Genomic DNA, 18428 nt, shown 5'->3' with positions numbered 1-18428 from the left:
TAACATGCTCGACAAGACCCAATCCGAATTCACGCTCCAGCGCCGCAAGCGTGGTGGCGGCACCGCCCCCATGCAGCATTGGCACCTGCCGAACGAGACGGACGCGCTCAGCCATGTCCTTTTGGGCTCGCCCGCGCATCTCAAGCATCTGGCGACCTCGAGCCTGTCGTCGAAACATCTGCGCGAAAACCCCTGCAACATCCAGGTGGCCCAGAGCCAGCATGCCGAAATGGTCGCCGCCTACGAGCATTTCGGCGTCAAGGTGCAGATGCACGCGCCCGAGCCCGAGTTGCCGATGCAGGTCTATGCGCGCGACAGCTCGGTGATGACACCCTATGGCGCGATCATCACGGCAATGTCGCAATGGTGGCGCCGGGGCGAGAATTACGCGGCGATCCGCACCTACGAGGATCTGGGCATCCCGATCTACGACATGGTCACCGCTGGCACCTTCGAGGGCGGTGATTTCAACGTGATCGAAGAGGGCGTCGTGCTCATCGGCTGCGGCGGCGCGCGCACCAACGAGGCGGGCGCGCGTCAGGTCGCCGGCTGGTTTGAAGATGAGGGCTGGGAGGTGAAGCTGGCCTTCATTGACGAATATTACGTGCATATCGACCTGATGGTCGTGCCCATTGCCGAGAAGCTGACGGCGGTCTGCCTTGATTGCATCGATCCCTGGATCGTCGACTGGCTGAAGGGCAAGGGCCACGATATCATCGACGTGCCTTTCCGCGACACCATGGCTCTTGGCTGCAACGTGATGAGCCTTGGCAATGGCAAGGTGATCGCGCCCAAGGCGTCCACCGTTCTGGTCGACAATCTGCGCGCGCGTGGCTTCGAGGTTGCGGCCATCGACACGGCCGAGATTTCAAAGACCGGCGGCGGTATCCACTGCATGGCGCAGGCGTTGAACCGGGCCTGATCGGGGAGGGTAGACCCTCCCGGAAAAAGGCAATCGTTCCATGAAAGGCGCGCGAGGCGGGAGATCCTTTGCGCGCCCCGCTGTTTGCGACCAAGGCGTTCCACCCGTATCAAGCCCGTGTTGATGGTGGCCTGTCCGGGGCCTGGCGCCACGGGCGGCTGCATCTTGCCAAAAGGCGCGTTTGGGCCGACATCACGCGCAAGGCCCGCAACCATGAGGTACCCGCCATGAGATTTCTCGCCCCCGCAGCGCTGGCGCTTGCCAGCATCATAAGCCCCGCCTTCGCCCAGAATACCTTTGGCCCGCTGATCGCGCCCGATGAGCTGAACGCGCAGCTTGAGGCCGACGCGCCCCTGATCCTCGACATTCGCGGTGATGCCTATACCGAAGGTCATATTCCCGGCGCCGTCTCGGCTCCCTATGCCGGGTTCCGCGGCCCCGAGGACAATCCGGGCCAAGTCCCCTCCGAAGGCCAGATCGAGGCGATGCTGCAAAGCCTTGGCGTCACTTTCGAGCGCCCCGTCGCCATCGTGCACGAGGGCGATACCGACACCGATTTCGGCGCTGCCGCGCGTGTCTACTGGACGCTGAAATCCTCGGGCCTGACGCAGCTGGCCATCGTCAATGGCGGCATGGAGGCCTGGGAGGAGGGCAAGCTGCCGCTGGTCACCGGAGACACTGCGCCCATGCCCTCCGATATCGACATCACATTTTCCGACCGCTGGCTGGCCACGACAGATGATGTCGCGGCGGTCGTCAACGGCGCAAGCGAGGCGACGCTGGTCGATGCGCGGCCCGCGAACTTCTACGAGGGCAAAAAGGGCCACGACGCGGCCGAGCGCCCCGGCACGCTGCCGGGCGCACAGAACATCACCCATTCAGAGTTCTTCAAGGACGGTACGCAGATCGTGGATGCGAAGGCTGCCAGCGATATCGCTTCGCGCATGGGCCTGAATGCAGACCGGCCCATCGTGTCCTTCTGCAACACGGGGCACTGGGCCGCGACCGACTGGTTCGCCATGTCCGAGCTGGCCGGGATGCCCGACGTCAAGCTCTATGCCGAATCCATGGTGGGCTATTCCAAGACCGATAACGAAATGGCCAATGTGCCCGGTCTGCTTCGGAACCTGCTGAACCAGATCATGGGGAACTGATGACCGTCACCACGGATGACACCGTCCCCCGCGCTAGCCAGGGGCGGGTTCTGCCGCGCGCCGGGCTGATTGCCCTTGCCGCTATCCTGATCGCGACCGTCGCGGCGCTGGCGGGCGCACGTTTCGGCCTGATGCTGGCCATTGGCCTTGGCATCGGCATGACGCTGGAGGGGCTGCGCTTTGGCTTTGCCGGGCCGTGGCGCGCGATGATCCTGCGGCGCGAGCCTGCGGGCATCCTGGCGCAGCTTCTGGCCATCGGGATCGTGGCCGTCGTTGCGCTGCCCCTCTTGGCCAACCATGGCGGTGAGTTGGTGGGGGCCGAGGCACCCATCGGCTTTGCGATGATCGGCGGTGCCTTCGTCTTTGGCGCGGCGATGCAGGTGGTGCTGGGCTGCGGCTCGGGCACGCTGGTCAATGCGGGCAGCGGCAATCCCGTGGGCCTTGTCGCGCTGCCATTCTTTGCCATCGGCAGCTTTTTCGGCGCCTATCATCTTATCTGGTGGACCGATCTGGGCGCGCTGCCCATCTTAGTGCTGCGCGGGACAAGCGGCCTTGCCATCACGCTGGCCGGGCTTGCCGCCGTGGCGGCATTCCTTCTCTGGCGCGCGGCGCCGGGCACGCGCAAGCTGCCGCGCCGCCTGATCATTGCCGCGCTGTTGTTGGCGGCGCTGGCCATCGGCAACCTCCTGATCGCGGGCCAGCCCTGGGGCGTGGTCTATGGCCTTGGCCTCTGGGTGGCCAAGGGCGCGGTCGGCATGGGCGCGGATCTGAGCGGATCGGCGTTCTGGTCGGCCCCCGGCAATGCCGACCGTGTGGGCGCCAGCGTGCTGACCGACTATACATCGCTGACCGATTTCGGCCTGATCGCGGGCGCGTTCCTGATGGCGAGCTGGCGCGCCGGGGGACTCTCTGCGGCGCTTCCCAAACTGCCCCCGCGGGCCTGGGCCGCGACGGTGGTGGCCGGGCTGCTGCTGGGCTATTCCTCGCGGCTGGCCTTCGGCTGCAATGTCGGCGCGTTCTTCTCGGGGATCTCGACCGGCAGCCTGCATGGCTGGGTCTGGTTCGCCGCCGCCTTTGCCGGGTCTTGGTATGGGGTCAAGCTGCGGCCCATTCTGGGTCTGGAGGCACGCACATGAGCCGCCGGATCATCGCCCTTGCCGCCCTTGTCCTCGTGGGCGGTGTCATTGCACTGGATCTTGGCGCATCGCCGCCGAACCCCTATTCCGCGCCGCCGCTGATTGCGTTTGGCTCGGGGCAGGCCTCCTCAGGGGGATTTTGCGGCGCGCTGCCTGACTGACGCAGGCATCAGCGATTGCACCACAAACCGCTCAATCGCGGTTGCAATGGGCGCGGATGCGCTATGTTAACCGCGCGAGGGACAGGGATAGCAATCGCATGACGCAGCAGCCCATTATCGTGGCCGAAAATATCGGCAAGCGTTTCAACGGCTTTCAGGCGCTGGACGATGTCAGCCTGACGGTGAGAGCGGGCGAGCGCGTGGTTGTCTGCGGCCCTTCAGGCTCGGGTAAATCGACGCTGATCCGCTGCTTCAACGGGCTTGAGACGCATGAGGACGGCAGTCTGACGGTGGACGGGCGCCGGATGGAGGCCGGGGCGCCGCATATCCGCCGGTTGCGGCAGGATGTCGGCATGGTGTTTCAGCAGTTTAATCTCTTTCCCCATCTGACGGTGCTTGAAAACCTCACCATCGGCCCGCGAAAGGTGCGTGGGATGGGCCGGTCCAAGGCCGACGCTTTGGCGCGCAAATATCTGAAGCGCGTCCGCATCCCCGAGCAGGAGGGCAAGCGCCCCGATCAGCTATCGGGCGGTCAGCAGCAGCGCGTCGCCATCGCCCGCGCGCTTTGCATGGAGCCGCGCGTCATGCTCTTCGACGAGCCGACATCGGCGCTCGACCCCGAGATGATCGGCGAGGTTCTGGATGTCATGGTCGACCTGGCTGAGAGCGGCATGACCATGGTCGTCGTCACGCATGAGATGGGATTTGCGCGCAAGGTGGCAGACCGCATGGTCTTCATGGAGGCAGGCGCCATCGTCGAGATCTCGCCGCCCGAGGTGTTCTTTTCCCAGCCGAAGACCGAGCGCGCCCGCGTTTTTCTGAACCAGATCCTGGGCCATTGATGCGCGTCGCCCGTATTCTGGACCGGCCGCCGGTTGCCATTGTCCTCTATGCCGCGATCATGGCGGCGCTGGTCTGGTCGGCCTATGCCGGGGCGCAGCGGATGGGCTATAACTGGCAATGGTACCGTGTGCCGCAATACTTGGGCGCGCTGACCGAGGACGGATTTCAGCCGGGCGAGATACTGATTGGCCTCTGGGCGACGGTGCGGCTCTCGGCGGCGGCCTTCGGGCTGGCGGTCCTGATCGGGGCAGGGGTGGCGATCTTGCGCCTTTCCGGGCTGATCATGGGCCGGGGCGTGGCCACGGTCTACCTGGAGCTGATCCGCAACATCCCGCTTTTGGTGCTGCTCTACCTTTTCTACTACGTGCTGGGCCCGATCTTTGAGCTCAGCCGGTGGAGCGCGGCGATTCTGACGCTGGCCGTTTTCCATTCAGCCCTGATTTCCGAGATTTTCCGCGCCGGCATCAACTCGGTCGCGCGTGGGCAGTGGGAGGCGGCGGATGCCATTGGCATGTCGCGCGCGCAGTCCTTCGCCTATATCATCCTGCCGCAATCCGTGCGCTTCATGCTGCCGCCCCTGACCGGCGAGGCGGTGCATCTGATCAAGTCCTCGGCCATCGTCAGCGTCATCGCCGTGGCCGAGCTGACCACCGTCGGGCGCAACATCATTTCCGACAGCTACATGAGCTTTGAGATCTGGTTCACCGTGGCGGCCGTATATCTGGCGATCACCCTCGTTCTGTCCTTCGGCGTCTCGGCGCTGGAGCGGCGCTTCACCCCCTGACCAAGCCCCATTTTCAAGGAGATTTTCCAATGACGACAACACGCAGAGCGGCGATGATGCTGGGCCTTGCCTTTGCGGCAGCCGCCGGTTTCGGCGCGTCCGCCAGCGCCCAGTCGGCCACGCAGGCCTTGGCGCAGGAATCGGTGATCGAGACGATCAAGCAGGACGGCGTGATCCGCATTGGTCTTTCGGTCTTTACTCCCTGGTCCATGCGCGACAAGAACGGCGAGCTGATCGGCTTCGAGCTGGATGTGGGCCGCGCGCTGGCTGAGGATATGGGCGTTGATGTCGAGTTCATCCCGACCGCTTGGGACGGTATCATCCCGCAGCTCGTCTCGGGTAATTTCGACGTGATCATCTCGGGCATGTCCATCACGCCCGAACGCAACCTGACCGTCAATTTCAGCGATCCCTACGCCTTTTCCGGCCAGACCATCCTTGCCAACAAGGAGATGACCGAGGGCTTTGCGCTGGAGGATTACAATAGCGGCGACGTCATCTTCTCGGCGCGCCGGGGCGCGACGCCCGCCACCGTCATCGCGCAGCTTTTCCCCGAGGCGCAGCTGCTGCTCTTTGACGAGGAGGCGGCCGCCGTTCAGGAGGTGCTGAACGGCAATGCGCACGCCACCATGTTCGCCGAGCCGGCCCCCTCGATCGAGGCGCGGCGTTATCCCGAGAAGCTGCATGTGCCCTTCGATCAGACCTTTCTGGCCACGGGCGAGGGGTTTGCGCTGCGCAAGGGCGATCCGGATGCGCTCAACTTCTTCAACAACTGGATTGCCGGGCGCACCGCCTCCGGCTGGCTGAAGGAGCGTAATGATTACTGGTTCAAAGGCGACGCCTGGCAGGACCAGATCCCACAGTAAGGGACCTGCGCCATGCCCGCGATCCTGCGCAAACTGCGCTGGCCTGACTTGCTGCTCCTCGCCGCTCTTGCGGCGGGGATCGGGTATGCCCTGCTGCGGGCGGAGGGCACGCTGACCTATGAATGGCGCTGGCACCTCATCCCCGACTACATCCTGCGCTGGCGCGAGGACCGTGGCGAATGGTTTGCCAACCTGCTGCTGCAGGGGCTGATCACGACGATCCGCATCAGCATTTACGCCAGTGTCCTCGCGCTGATACTGGGCGTTATCCTTGGCATCGCGCGCACGGCGCGCAACCTGACGATTCGCCTTCTGGCGCGCACCTATATGGAGTTGCTGCGCAATATCCCGCCCGTCGTCATCATCTTCATCTTCTTTTTCTTCCTGTCGCAGCAACTGATCGACGCGCTCAACCTGAACGCTTGGGCGCGCGGCGTCGCGCGGAGCGATAATGCCGCGATCTGGGAGTTCTTCTTTGGCGACATGCGACGGTTTCCGTCGCTGATTTCGGGCGTGATCGTACTGGCCCTGTTCGAGAGCGCCTTTGTCGGTGAGATCGTGCGCGCGGGCATTCAGTCGGTCGCGCAGGGGCAGCGCGAGGCGGCGCGCGCCATCGGCATGGGACCAGTGCAGGAGATGCGCCATATCATCTTGCCGCAGGCGATGCGCAAGGTGACCCCGCCGATGGCGAACCAGTTCATCAGCCTGATCAAGGACAGCTCGATCATCTCGCTGATCTCGGTGCAGGACCTGACATACAAGACGGTCGAGCTTGTCGCCTCGACCCGTCTGATCTTCGAGGCGTGGATTACCACGGCGGCGCTCTACTTTATCCTTTGTTTCGGCCTCTCGCTGCTCTTTCGTAGACTGGAGGGGCGGCAGTAATCTTGGCGGCCCATGTGATCCACGCGCGCCGCTGCGCCGTATCCAATGCACCACTGGAGGAGTCTGACCATGATCCGCGCCATCACCCTTTGCCTGACCTTGCTGATTGCCCTGCCTGCCAGCGCACTTGACCTGCGCGCGTCCTTTGCCTCCATCGACGGCGGCACCGTCTCGCTCGAAGGATGGCGCGGGCAGCCGGTTCTGGTAGTCAACACCGCCTCGCAATGTGCTTTCACGCGCCAGTATCGCGGGCTGCAGGATCTTTATGACCGCTATCGCCAGCAGGGATTGGTCGTCCTTGCCGTGCCCTCGGATGACTTCAACCAGGAGCTGGCCAGCGATGCGGCGGTCAAGGAGTTCTGCGAGCTGCAATACGGTATAGACATGCCGATGACCCGGATCACGCCCGTCAGGGGCAGCACCGCGCATCCCTTCTACGCCTCGCTGCGCGCCGAGACGGGGTTTGAGCCGCGCTGGAACTTCAACAAGGTGCTGGTCGCCCCCGATGGTAGCGTGGCGGGGACCTATGGCTCGCGCGTCGATCCGCTGTCGCCCCAGATCACGCGCAGTATCGAGGCGCTGCTACAATGAGCGCGGCGGGCGCGGACGAGCAGGGCGCCCTGACCGTCTATTATGACGGCGCGTGCCCGCTCTGCCGGGCCGAGCTGTCGCATTACACGGCGCGCGACAAGGCGGGCCGTCTGGCGCTGGTGGATGTCTCGCAGCCCGAGGTTCGGCTGCCCGATGAACTGGACGCCAAGGACGCCAAGGCCCGCTTTCATGTGCGCACGCCGGACGGTCGGCTTGTCTCGGGCGCTGCGGGTTTTGCACAGGTCTGGGGCCGGGTGCCGGGCTGGGGCTGGGCCGCGCGGTTGGCATCCGTGCCGGGTGTTCTGCCGGTGCTGGAACTGGGGTATCGGGGTTTTCTGAAACTGCGCCCGCGGATTGTGGGGATGTTCATCCGCCTGCAGCATCTGCGCGGGCGCGGGTGATGCGCCGCCGGGCGAGCGGCCCGGCGTGAGGTCAGGCCGCTCGCCAACGGTACTGTCAGCTTATGCCGTCTCGCGCGCCCAATGGCGCAGCTGGCCGCATTTTTCCACGAAATCCGCGGCAGAGTCCGGCGAAAGCTCTGGCATGCCCTCGTCGATGTCCTCGACCCCGGCCGATGTGATCAGGGGCTTTGCGGCCTCCGTCCAGCCGATGAACTTGGCATGTGCGAAGGCGTCGCTGACGAAATCCTTCGACGGCTTGTCTTTCGCCAGATCCTTGCCTTTCTCCTCTGAGAAAACCAGCGCCACCGCGTCGAACAGGACCGACAGACCACCGTCGATCTTTTCATCGGCGGTGCGCGTCGAGCCGTCCGAGAGTGTCACGCCCTGGATATGCGGAGCGACAATGGCCACCATCGCCCCCTCGGCCTTGAACGCCTTTTCCAGCGCCTCTACCAACTCCGCATCAGCGCCGTCGCTGAGATAGAGGCCCAGCTTCCGGCCCGCAAAGCTTTTCGGCCCGTTCTTGAGGATGCTGAGGGCATCCGAGGCGGGCAGGTCGGTGATGGGCGCGCGGGCCGGGGTTGCGGGTTTTGGCATGTCCTTGACGCCCAGCCCCTCGGCCACGCCCTGCGCCAGATCGTCATGCACGTTCAGCAGATGCGACAGGACGCGCAGGCGGATCTTTTCATGCTCGCATTTCGACAGCTCGAACGTGTAGCCGCCGATGATGTGACGCTGCTCGGTCTCGGTCTGGCTGATCCAGAACTGCCGCGCCTGGCTGTAGTGATCGGCGAAGGTTTCCGAGCGTGTGCGCTGCTTTTGGCCCTCCATCTCCTCGGGATAGCTTTGGAATCCGATCTCGGGATTCTCGCGCGGGCCGCCATCCTCGTCCCAGCTGTTGGGCTCGTAATTGGCGCGGCCTTTCGGATTGCGCATGGCCATATGCCCGTCCTGCTGGAAATGATGCATCGGGCATTTCGGCGCGTTGATCGCGATATGCGTGAAGTTCGGACCGCCCAGACGCTTGGTCTGCGTGTCGAGGTAGGAAAAGTTGCGTCCTTGCAGCAGGGGATCGTTCGTGTGGTCGATGCCGCGCACGATGTTCTGCGTGCAAAAGGCCACCTGCTCGGTCTCGGCAAAGAAATTGTCGACATTGGCGTCGAGTGTGAGCGTGCCGATGATGCGGACGGGCACCTGTTCTTCGGGGATCAGCTTGGTCGCATCCAAGATGTCGAACTCGAACTTGTCAGCGAACTCATCGTCGAAGACTTGAATGCCCAGGTCCCATTGCGGAAAATCGCCCGCGTCGATCGCCTCCCACATGTCACGGCGGTGGAAATCGGGATCGGCGCCGTTGATCTTGACGGCCTCGTTCCAGACCACCGATTGCAGGCCCTCGCGCGGCTTCCAGTGGAATTTCACGTAATGCGATTTCCCTTCGGCGTTGACCAGCCGGAATGTGTGCACACCGAACCCCTCCATGAAGCGGAGGGAGCGGGGGATTGCCCGGTCGGACATCTGCCACAGCGTCATGTGGATCGCCTCGGGCGAGAGCGAGATGAAATCCCAGAAGTTGTCATGCGCCGATTGCGCCTGCGGAAAGCCGCGATCAGGCGCTTCCTTGACCGAATGGACGAGGTCGGGAAACTTCATCGCGTCTTGAATGAAGAAGACAGGGATATTGTTGCCCACGAGGTCCCAGTTGCCTTCCTGCGTGTAGAACTTGGTGGCAAAGCCGCGCACATCGCGGGCCAGATCGAACGACCCCTTGTTGCCCGCCACGGTGGAGAACCGGGTAAAGGTGGGGGTCTTCTCGCCGACGCGCTGGAATATGTCGGCGCAGCTCAGTTCGGGAATGGCCTCGGTCAGCTCAAAATGGCCGTGAACGCCATAGCCGCGCGCATGGACGACCCGCTCGGGGATGCGCTCGTGGTCGAAATGAAAGATCTTCTCGCGCATCACGTGATCTTCCAGCAGGACCGGCCCGCGCGGCCCGGCGGTCAGCGAGTTCTGATCGTCCGCGATCGGCCCGCCCTGCGCGGTGGTCATGGTGCGATCGCGGTCTGTGGTTTGCTGGCGCGGTGCGCCGCCCTTGTCGCGTGTCTCGTCGGTCATTGCCAAGGATCCTCGTATGATGGTCTGGATGTCCATCAAACTTGGAAGGGCGGCTTTCGTTCCCGACAGCGCGACATCCCGCCGCGCTCGCGCCCGCGATATTCGGCTCAGAAGCGTTTATGTGCCGCTGCGCGTCTGTGGCGGTTCGGGCGCCAGCAGGTTCTCACTTGCATCGGGGCTGCTGGTGGCATCCGCCTGACGTTGCAGGTCTTCCGCTTCGGAGGCCAGATCGCCTTCTCCGGGCGCGGCATCGGCGGCATCTGCCTCGGGCGGGGTCGGCATTTGCTTGGCAGGCTGCTGCGAACCTGGCGGCAGATGAGGTGCAGTCCTGACGCCCTCGTCCTCCGTTGGTTGGTGCCGCACGGCAATGCCATCGGGAAAGATGATCTCACGCGAGGCGTCGGGCATCGAAATGCCGGCATTCTGCAGCGCAAGCTTGACCTGCCGCATCAGGGCCGAGCGCACCTTGAAGATCGAATAGGCGCGCGCATCGATCCAGTACTGCACCTTGAGATCGACCGTCGATGCGCCCAGCTCGTCGACCAATGCCGTCGGCTCGGGATCGTTCAGCACGGCGGGATGGGCGCGCAGGGCCTCGATGATGACCTCCTGCGCCTCCAGCACCGAATCGTCATAGCCGATCCCGACGCCGAACTCCGAGCGTTGATTGGGATTGGTCGAGGAGTTCTCGATGACGCTCTTGTAGACAATGGCGTTCGGAATCTGAACATGGTTGCCATTCAACGTCAGCAGAACCGTCGTGCGCATGTTGAGGTTTTGCACGATGCCCTGATGACCGGCCACGATGATCCAGTCGCCGGTGCGAAAAGGGTTGCGGATGCTGAGAAGAATACTGGCCAGCGCGTTCTCGGCGATGTCGCGGAACGCGAGGCCGACGATGATGCCAACTACGCCAGTGCCGCCCAGCACGGTGATCGCCAGCCGCGTCAGGCCCGCAATCTGCAAGATCACATAGATGCCGATCAGGACCACCGGGACCGACAGTGCCTTGGCCACGAAACTCAGCAGGAGCGGCGACGGGATGCGCGTGCGTAGCCATCGCCGGGCCAGCGCCGCGACAGCGCGCGCCAGAAACCATGTCACCGCAAGGATGAAAAGCGCGGCAACGGTGAGCGGGGCGAACCACTGCGCCCGCTCGGCCAGTCGCTCGATTTCGCGCCATGTCGGCGTCAGATCCCAGCTGACATCGGGCGTCACCTCGATCCGGTCGACCACGGCGACGACGCCCTCGGTGCGCAGCGCCAGCTGCCGCGCCCAATCCTTGCGCTCGTCGTTTTCGGTGATCCCGTCGACAAAGACGATGCCCTCGCTGACGGATACTTCCAGCGCCTCGAACCACTGGCTGGCGGTAAGGATGCGGGTCAGGCGGTCCGCGATCTGGGAATCGCGCACATCCGGGTCGACCGATACTTCCCTTTGCGGATCGCTCGCGGCGCTGTCCGGCGCGGTGAAGGTTGTCTGGGCCAGTGCCGAACCGCCTGTAATGGCAAAGCACAGCGCAATCAGCAGCGCCGCCAAAGCGTCCTGTATCCGGTTTTCTGCAATGCGAGTCATTCCACGTCCACCTTGTTTCGAGGCGCGCTCTCACGCTGCCGCATCCCGAGGACGATACTGCCCGCCGCCGCGCAGTCAACGCGCTCTGATCGCAGCGGTTTCAATCGCAGATAAAGGATTTGTCTCGGCTCTGGACCGTAGCCAGTAGATGACAGTTGCGGCGAGTGCGATTGTCGCACGGACAGAGCCCTGACGTGTCAGGGACCGGCGTCTTGACCACCTTTCCACGCACCGCGCCACGAATGCCGATCTGCTTCATCCACTGCCCGGCAAGGTGTTTCCGCAGGAAATGTCCCGAGAGGGAGTCGCGCCACCGTGCAGCGCGCCAGCTCAAAGCCCTCGCGCTTGAGCTGATGCCACGCCTTGCGGACACCGTAGACCTGGTAATTCTCATCCCAGACACGTTTGATTTCTGGCCGCGATCACGCCCGCCTGCGTCTCATAGGAGCCTCGATGCTCGAACACCATCCGGACCGCACGCGCGCGGACCTCTGGCGAGTAGCGATTTGCCATTTCGCTTTTCGTCATAACCATCATCCTTAATTAAGTTGATGGTCTCCGACAAACTCGGGGCGATTCAGATCGACAACTCGACTTTATAGATGGTGGAATTGTGAGCCATGATCTCTTCTGCATTTCCAAGGATTGGGCCTCACTACCCTGTCTGCTGATCCGTAGAAAACGGAGATGGCCCCAATATCATCAGACCTTTCGATCCCGCGCAGAAGAACAGTTGCGAAATGCAAAAGCGGGACGGTGCAGGTTCGCTGCATGTGAGGTGGCGAGGCATCAGAAGCCTACAATCCGTCGTCGTCTGCGCCCTCCAACCTATTGTGATCATTCGGATCGAACTCATCGGGGTTATAGGCTTCCTCATTTTCGGCGATTCCAGAGATGTGCGTCGTCCCTGTCTCCTCATCATAGACGAGCCCGTAACTCGCGCCGTCCCTGGATCTGTGTCGCAGATATTCGTGGATACCCGCATAAATGAAAGCCAGCGCAAACGGTGTCAGAAGGATCATTGCGATGATTTGACCAGTCATAAGCCTCCTTGGCGTACTTGGCAGCTAGAGCGATGGAGGCGATTTGCGCCTTGTACGCAAAGTCGGCCAACAGAATTCCATTTGAACACCTTTGAGGATGAAGGTGGCTCAGCCGAATTTAGGGTCAAGCTTGCTGGTTGTTGCGGGGCTGGGCATACCAAGATGGAAGGCAGGGTCAGATACTCGGGCGCCGAGCAAGAAGATGCGCTCGCCACCGCGCAAGCCGTTGAAATCAAATGCTCAGAACTTTCTTCATGGACGGCCCTAAGCGGGCGCTCGTCACCAACTTGTGGTGTTGCGGTGCGGCCCGTCGAACCTTCCATTCGCCGCGGGTGCAGGAACTTGGCGACGTCAGATGATCCCAATGCGAGTGAACCGAGCTTGTCCGCGGACACACCCTGGTTTCGGCAGATGGTTCCAGACGAAAACCTGTGGCATGTTGCGTCGATGGAAGAATTGCACCGAACGGTCAGGTTACTCTACAACGGGCAAAGCCAGCGGGCCCGGCGGTTTCGCTATGGGCTGATCGTTTTCGATGCCCTGACCATCGTCTATTTCATTGCAACCGCGGCGCTGCCCACCACACCGGTTACGACAGCGCTGAACTTTGGGCTCGGCCTGCTGATATTTCTGGACCTCGCGGCCCGGTTCTGGATCTCCGATAACCTGCGCCGGGAACTGACGCGCATCTACACGCTTGCTGATATGGTCGTCGTACTGTCTCTGCTCCTGGCACCGCTTTTAACCGAGAACTTCACATTCCTCCGCGTGCTGCGGGGCTTGCGGCTGATCCACGCCTACCACCTGCTGCGTGACCTGCGGCGCGAGAGCCTGTTCTTCCGCCGCCACGAAGACGCGATCCTCGCCGCGGTCAACCTGTTCGTCTTCATTTTCGTGACGACGTCGCTCGTCTTCGTGCTCGCTTTCGATGAATCCGCTGGCATCACCGGGTATGTCGACGCGCTCTATTTCACAGTGGCGACGCTCACGACGACGGGCTTTGGCGACATCACCATGACGACAACCGGCGGAAAGCTGTTGTCGGTGTTCATCATGGTCGTGGGCGTCGCACTTTTTGTACAGTTGGCCCGCGCCATCTTTCAGCCGTCCAAGATCAAGCATAGATGCCCGGAATGCGGCCTGAACCGCCACGAACCGGACGCGATTCACTGCAAGCATTGTGGCGAGACGTTGAAAATTGAGACAGAGGGCGACACTGGAACATGAACGCGGCAGCGTTTTCCGATAGTTGTCCGTCATTGCAGCAGAGCGGTCACAAAAGACGAGCAGAAAATGTTATATCTCAAGCTTGCACTACTCAACGGAATGGCCGCCGCCCCCAAAAGATTTGGCGGTTCCGGCCCAGTGCAGCCGTTTGTCGCAGGGACAGGTGCTGCGGTGCGGCTTGCCCGATGCGTACATTAGCCAGCCTCATCTGACTGGGGTGGCCAGCACCGAAGAACTCGAGTCCGTCCTTGCGGCAAGAAACGGTGAATTACTTAGCACTCTTCCATTTTACGGGGGTAACGTAGAGATGCTGTCAATCAACACTGACCATCAGATCTCCGTTCTGGATACTGATCTGGGTGCCGCGCGCAAATATCGGCGGCCTCACCTTTCTTCAAGAAACCGTGGCTGACCATGTAGCGGGCACGTTGGCGTTCCGGACTGGCGAAAGGCTCGAGGGTGGCATTCAGATGTGCCAAATCATGTTTGGCATGGGCGATCTGTGCTTCATACGCCTTAATCCGACCGAGAATCTCGGCCCGCTTCTGTCAAAGTGTCTGGATAATCAATGGCTCTGACATGTGCCAATTCAAGCCGAACTGGACTGAACCATCCAGTCGGCAAATTGGTGCGTTTGCTACCTAAGATCGAGCTTCTGAACGGTGAGGTCTTTTGCTCACTGTGCGAGGCCCAGATTCTGACTGAAAAGTGGCACCGCCTCTACAGCCGCCACTACAACAGTGTCAGACCGCACAGCGCTCTGGGATACCGCCCACCAGCGTCCGAAAGCATCGTTTCGATAGACCAAAGACCGACCATGGACTAACAATCAAACTGGACCGCTCGATGGGATCAGATCAGTGCCCGCAGCCGCACAAGGATCGCGAAGATGGCGTCGCCGGTCGTTCTCTTCAGCGGGCATCGGGTCAGGCGGCCATCGTACTTCAATGTAGCCAATTACCGACTCGATGGCGCTTCGTCGTCGCAGCAGTTTCGCGATGGTCTTGGTGACGCCCAGCTCGCCCTTGTCCTTGATTTTCTGCGCCAGCAGCCGGTTCACCAGTGCCACCATCTCTTGCAGCCGTGATTTTAGCGGCCGCTCGACACAGTATCTTCAAAGCCACGATCCGATAAATACGTATCGGATCATCCCTATCAACCCCACGATCGACTGGGCGCAGCCGGCGGGCCGGAGGCGAGGCGGTTTTGAGCGCATATCTCCGACGCTTTTTGGGGACAGCAACGCGCCGGGGCCTGCATCTTTTTCGGCTGCGCCTGGATGCGGCCCAAAAAAGCCTTCAAGGGCGGCGATGGCCTTCCATCTTGCAATCCCGGTTGCAATATCGCGCGGTCGGCGTTCAATTGTCGCTTTAGTCGATAACAATCCATGGGAGTTACCGAACCAATGAAACGCTTGCTAGCAACCACCGCCCTGGCCCTCACCGCCGCCTCATCCGTGGCGGCCGCCGGGTGCGAAGAGGTCACATTCTCCGATGTCGGCTGGACCGACATCACCGCCACCACCGCCGCCGCCAGTGTCGTCGTGCGCGCGCTGGGGTATGACACAGAAACCAAGGTCCTGTCCGTGCCCGTCACCTACAAGTCGCTGGAGGCGGGCGACATCGACGTGTTCCTCGGCAACTGGATGCCGACGATGGAAGCCGACATCGCCCCGTACCGCGAAGCGGGCACCGTCGATACCGTGCGCACCAATCTGGAGGGGGCGAAATATACGCTCGCGGCAAACAAGGCGGCCGCCGATCTAGGCATCACCAGCTTTGGCGCGATCGCCGAGCATGAGGACGCGCTGGAGGGCAAGATCTACGGCATCGAGCCGGGCAATGACGGCAACCGTTTGATCCAGACGATGATCGAGGACAATGCGTTTGGTCTCGAAGGCTTCGAAGTGGCCGAAAGCTCCGAGCAGGGGATGCTGGCACAGGTCGCGCGCTCCGACCGCAGGGACGAGCCGATAGTGTTCCTCGGTTGGGAGCCGCACCCGATGAACGCCAATTTCGAGCTGACCTACCTGACCGGTGGCGACGACTACTTTGGCCCCGATCTGGGCGGCGCCACGGTCCGCACCAATACCCGCGCAGGTTATGTCGAGGAATGCCCCAACATCGGCAAGCTGCTGGAAAACATGGAATTCACGCTCGCCATGGAGAACGAGATCATGAGCGCGATCCTGGATGACGGCATGGATCCCGAAGCGGCCGCTACCGAGTGGCTCAAGGCGAACCCCGACACGCTGAAGGCATGGCTGGGTGGCGTGACCACCATGGATGGCGGCGATTCGATGGCTGCGGTCGAAGCGGCGATGAAATAACCAAGCCGCATGGATGTGAGGGCCCGCCCGCCAGAGGGGGCGGGCCTGTCATGTCTCATTATTCCCGCGTAACAGACCCGAGGGCCCCCGTATGGATTGGCTGACAGACCACAAGATCCCCATTGCCACCGTGGCCGAGGACGCGCTTGAATGGCTTCAGGTGCACGGCGCGGTTTTCTTTGATAGCCTTGCGCTGGCGATGGAGCGGTTGATTGACGCAATATTGTGGGTGTTGCAAATGCCGCATCCCCTGATCATCGTGGCGGCCTTCGCGGCGCTGACTTGGGCGCTGCATCGCAACTGGAAAACCGTTGCATTCATCGTCGTCGGGTTCCTGTTCATCCTCAATCAGGGTTACTGGGAGGAAACGACCGAAAGCCTGACCTTGGTGCTGTCGGCCTGCCTCGTCTGCATGGGTGTGGGCGTGCCGATCGGTATCGCCGCAGCGCACCGTCCGCGCCTCTATCGCACGCTTCGTCCCGTGCTCGACCTGATGCAGACACTGCCGCCCTTCGTCTATCTGATCCCGGCGATCGTGTTTTTCGGCATCGGCATGGTGCCGGGCCTGATCGCGACGGTCATTTTCGTGCTACCCGCCCCTATACGCCTGACGCAGCTGGGGATCTCGTCGACCCCTGCCTCCCTCTTGGAAGCGGCGCAGGCATTCGGGGCAAAACCCCGCCAGACATTGTGGAAGATCGAACTGCCCTATGCCCTGCCTCAGATCATGGCGGGCCTGAACCAGACGATCATGCTGTCGCTGTCGATGGTGGTCATCGCCGCCCTCGTCGGCGCGGACGGGCTGGGAGTGCCCGTGGTCCGTGCGCTCAATAGAGTGGATAGCGGGCTCGGGTTCGAATCCGGTCTGATCATCGTAGTGGTCGCCATCATGCTCGACCGGATGCTGAGGCTGAAGAGCAAATGACCACAGCGGTTTCATTCAACAATGTCTCGATCGTTTTCGGTGATGCGCCGGACACGGCGCTGCCGCTGATGGACAAGGGGCTGAGCCGCTCGGAGATCGAGGCCGAGACCGGGCAGGTGCTGGGAGTGCACGATTGCACCTTCGATGTGGCGGAGGGGGAGATCCTCGTGCTGATGGGCCTTTCGGGCTCGGGCAAATCGACGCTGCTGCGCGCGGTGAACGGGCTGAACCCGGTGGCGCGCGGCCATGTCACGGTGAACGACGGCACATGGTCGGCCAACGTGCAGGAATGCTCGGCCCGCGATCTGCGCCGGGTGCGGCGCGAATGCGTGTCGATGGTGTTTCAGCAATTCGGCCTGCTGCCCTGGCGCAACGTGCGCGACAACGTGGCGCTGGCGCTGGAGCTTTCGGATGTGCCCCGCAAAGAACGGCTCGAACGGGCCGACAAACAACTGGCGCTGGTCGGACTGGACGAGTGGGCCGATCGAAAGGTCAGCGAACTGTCGGGCGGGATGCAGCAACGTGTCGGCCTTGCGCGTGCGCTGGTCACCGAGGCGCCGATCCTTCTGATGGACGAGCCCTTCAGCGCGCTCGACCCTCTGATCCGCGCCCGGCTTCAGGATGAGCTGCTCGAGCTGCAACGCGATCTCAAACGCTCGATCGTCTTTGTCAGTCATGATCTCGACGAGGCGTTCAAGCTGGGCGAGCGCATCGCCATCATGGAGGGCGGACGCATCGTGCAGATCGGCACCCCGCGCGAGATATTCTCGAACCCCGCGTCGGATTACGTCGCCGATTTCGTCGCGAACATGAACCCGCTGGGCGTGCTGACAGCGCGCGACGTGATGGGGCAGGCGGCTGGGCGCGCCTCGGGCGATGTGGCCGCGGAAACCCCGGTGCGCGACCTGATCGCCCTGCTGAGTGGTGACGACAGCGCCCTCAATGTGATCGAGGACGCCGCCGTGATCGGCACCGTCACCGCCCAGAGCATCGTGGCGCGTTTGCAGAGTGCGGGCTGATGCCGCACAGGGCTGTGGCCTGATCCGTTCCCGCTTTGTCAGATGAAAGAAGCTTTCGGCCACCACTTTATCATGGCGCTTTCACGCCGGCTCATGCTGGGATCAAGATTGTGCTGGCCAAGGAATAATTGCCACTTGCGACGGGTAGACTGCGAACCTTGATCCGAATGGACCATGACCATTTGCTCTGGTTTACGACGCCATACGGCCGCCAGCAGCGCTTGCCCCGCCAAGTGGGCTGTCATTCGCGACTGGGCAGATCCATTGACCGGCAGGTGATTTGCAAAGCAAATCTGCCGAAAGGGCCGACGACACGCCTTGAACTCAGATCAATAACCCCAGACAGGTAGAAGCTATAGGCAAACCATGTCAGGCGCAGCGACTTCGAATTGCCGGTGTAGCGCGTTGTCAGCGACCACCGCAGGGTTGCGCCCGGTTCAGCTTATGCAAAA

Annotated in this window: 18 protein-coding genes and 3 pseudogenes; 15 read left to right on the top strand and 6 right to left on the bottom strand. The window is 62.3% G+C overall.

Features of this window, described 5'->3' with window-relative positions:
* Nucleotides 1–4: 4 nt before the first annotated feature.
* From ACEWPM_RS05205 to ACEWPM_RS05160, 10 genes are all read left to right on the top strand, one after another.
* Nucleotides 5–922: a dimethylarginine dimethylaminohydrolase family protein gene (locus ACEWPM_RS05205; protein WP_393963203.1), complete on the top strand. Its 918-nt coding sequence runs from the start codon at nt 5–7 to the stop codon at nt 920–922.
* A 227-nt stretch (nt 923–1149) separates the two neighbouring features.
* Nucleotides 1150–2076, top strand: a complete 927-nt coding sequence (locus ACEWPM_RS05200; RefSeq protein ID WP_393963204.1) for a sulfurtransferase — start codon at nt 1150–1152, stop codon at nt 2074–2076.
* Nucleotides 2076–3212 (top strand): YeeE/YedE family protein, encoded by a 1137-nt coding sequence (locus ACEWPM_RS05195; RefSeq protein WP_393963205.1) that lies wholly within the window; start codon nt 2076–2078, stop codon nt 3210–3212. Before ACEWPM_RS05200 ends, ACEWPM_RS05195 begins: the two co-directional genes overlap by 1 nt.
* Complete coding sequence (locus ACEWPM_RS05190) at nt 3209–3373, top strand: hypothetical protein (RefSeq protein WP_393963206.1); 165 nt, start codon at nt 3209–3211, stop codon at nt 3371–3373. Before ACEWPM_RS05195 ends, ACEWPM_RS05190 begins: the two co-directional genes overlap by 4 nt.
* 98 nt (nt 3374–3471) lie before the next feature.
* Nucleotides 3472–4215 carry an amino acid ABC transporter ATP-binding protein gene (locus ACEWPM_RS05185; RefSeq protein ID WP_393963207.1) on the top strand — a complete coding sequence of 248 codons (744 nt, stop codon included), beginning with the start codon at nt 3472–3474 and terminating at the stop codon, nt 4213–4215.
* Nucleotides 4215–5000 (top strand): amino acid ABC transporter permease, encoded by a 786-nt coding sequence (locus ACEWPM_RS05180; RefSeq protein ID WP_393963208.1) that lies wholly within the window; start codon nt 4215–4217, stop codon nt 4998–5000. Before ACEWPM_RS05185 ends, ACEWPM_RS05180 begins: the two co-directional genes overlap by 1 nt.
* A 29-nt stretch (nt 5001–5029) precedes the next feature.
* Nucleotides 5030–5866 (top strand): transporter substrate-binding domain-containing protein, encoded by an 837-nt coding sequence (locus tag ACEWPM_RS05175; protein ID WP_393963209.1) that lies wholly within the window; start codon nt 5030–5032, stop codon nt 5864–5866.
* 12 nt (nt 5867–5878) lie between these two features.
* Nucleotides 5879–6751 carry an amino acid ABC transporter permease gene (locus ACEWPM_RS05170; protein ID WP_393963210.1) on the top strand — a complete coding sequence of 291 codons (873 nt, stop codon included), beginning with the start codon at nt 5879–5881 and terminating at the stop codon, nt 6749–6751.
* A gap of 69 nt (nt 6752–6820) precedes the next feature.
* Nucleotides 6821–7342 carry a glutathione peroxidase gene (locus tag ACEWPM_RS05165; RefSeq protein WP_393963211.1) on the top strand — a complete coding sequence of 174 codons (522 nt, stop codon included), beginning with the start codon at nt 6821–6823 and terminating at the stop codon, nt 7340–7342.
* Entirely contained in the window at nt 7339–7743 is a 405-nt protein-coding gene (locus tag ACEWPM_RS05160; RefSeq protein ID WP_393963212.1) for a thiol-disulfide oxidoreductase DCC family protein, read from the top strand. Before ACEWPM_RS05165 ends, ACEWPM_RS05160 begins: the two co-directional genes overlap by 4 nt.
* Before the next feature lie 60 nt (nt 7744–7803).
* On the opposite strand, the gene ACEWPM_RS05155 is transcribed toward ACEWPM_RS05160, so the two are convergent.
* From ACEWPM_RS05155 to ACEWPM_RS05140, 4 genes and pseudogenes are all read right to left on the bottom strand, one after another.
* Nucleotides 7804–9858 (bottom strand): catalase, encoded by a 2055-nt coding sequence (locus ACEWPM_RS05155; RefSeq protein ID WP_393963213.1) that lies wholly within the window; start codon nt 9856–9858, stop codon nt 7804–7806.
* Between the two features lie 117 nt (nt 9859–9975).
* A complete protein-coding gene (locus ACEWPM_RS05150; protein WP_393963214.1) occupies nt 9976–11433 on the bottom strand; it encodes a mechanosensitive ion channel domain-containing protein in 1458 nt (485 codons plus the stop codon).
* Between the two features lie 302 nt (nt 11434–11735).
* A pseudogene (locus ACEWPM_RS19790) lies at nt 11736–11846 on the bottom strand (IS3 family transposase); the annotation flags it as partial.
* Nucleotides 11847–12230: 384 nt separating this feature from the next.
* Nucleotides 12231–12476 carry a hypothetical protein gene (locus ACEWPM_RS05140; protein WP_393963215.1) on the bottom strand — a complete coding sequence of 82 codons (246 nt, stop codon included), beginning with the start codon at nt 12474–12476 and terminating at the stop codon, nt 12231–12233.
* A 447-nt stretch (nt 12477–12923) separates the two neighbouring features.
* Here ACEWPM_RS05140 and ACEWPM_RS05135 point away from each other — a divergent pair, with 447 nt between their 5' ends.
* Entirely contained in the window at nt 12924–13703 is a 780-nt protein-coding gene (locus tag ACEWPM_RS05135) for a potassium channel family protein (RefSeq protein ID WP_393963283.1), read from the top strand.
* 649 nt (nt 13704–14352) lie between these two features.
* Nucleotides 14353–14529 (top strand): annotated as a pseudogene (locus tag ACEWPM_RS05130) (integrase core domain-containing protein); the annotation flags it as partial.
* Nucleotides 14530–14532: 3 nt separating this feature from the next.
* Here ACEWPM_RS05130 and ACEWPM_RS05125 read toward each other — a convergent pair.
* Nucleotides 14533–14775, bottom strand: a complete 243-nt coding sequence (locus ACEWPM_RS05125) for a hypothetical protein (RefSeq protein ID WP_393963216.1) — start codon at nt 14773–14775, stop codon at nt 14533–14535.
* 333 nt (nt 14776–15108) lie between these two features.
* Between ACEWPM_RS05125 and ACEWPM_RS05120 the strand changes: the two genes are divergently transcribed.
* From ACEWPM_RS05120 to choV, 3 genes are all read left to right on the top strand, one after another.
* Nucleotides 15109–16032 (top strand): choline ABC transporter substrate-binding protein, encoded by a 924-nt coding sequence (locus ACEWPM_RS05120; RefSeq protein WP_393963217.1) that lies wholly within the window; start codon nt 15109–15111, stop codon nt 16030–16032.
* Nucleotides 16033–16123: 91 nt separating this feature from the next.
* Complete coding sequence (gene choW, locus ACEWPM_RS05115) at nt 16124–16957, top strand: choline ABC transporter permease subunit (RefSeq protein WP_393963218.1); 834 nt, start codon at nt 16124–16126, stop codon at nt 16955–16957.
* Complete coding sequence (gene choV, locus ACEWPM_RS05110; RefSeq protein WP_393963219.1) at nt 16954–17976, top strand: choline ABC transporter ATP-binding protein; 1023 nt, start codon at nt 16954–16956, stop codon at nt 17974–17976. Before choW ends, choV begins: the two co-directional genes overlap by 4 nt.
* An 18-nt stretch (nt 17977–17994) precedes the next feature.
* On the opposite strand, the pseudogene ACEWPM_RS05105 reads toward choV, so the two are convergent.
* Nucleotides 17995–18230: pseudogene (locus ACEWPM_RS05105) on the bottom strand (DDE-type integrase/transposase/recombinase); the annotation flags it as partial.
* Nucleotides 18231–18428 lie beyond the last annotated feature (198 nt).

The organism is Roseovarius maritimus (assembly GCF_043355895.2).
Taxonomy (GTDB): domain Bacteria; phylum Pseudomonadota; class Alphaproteobacteria; order Rhodobacterales; family Rhodobacteraceae; genus Roseovarius; species Roseovarius maritimus.
This window is presented reverse-complemented; position numbering and strand designations above follow the sequence as displayed.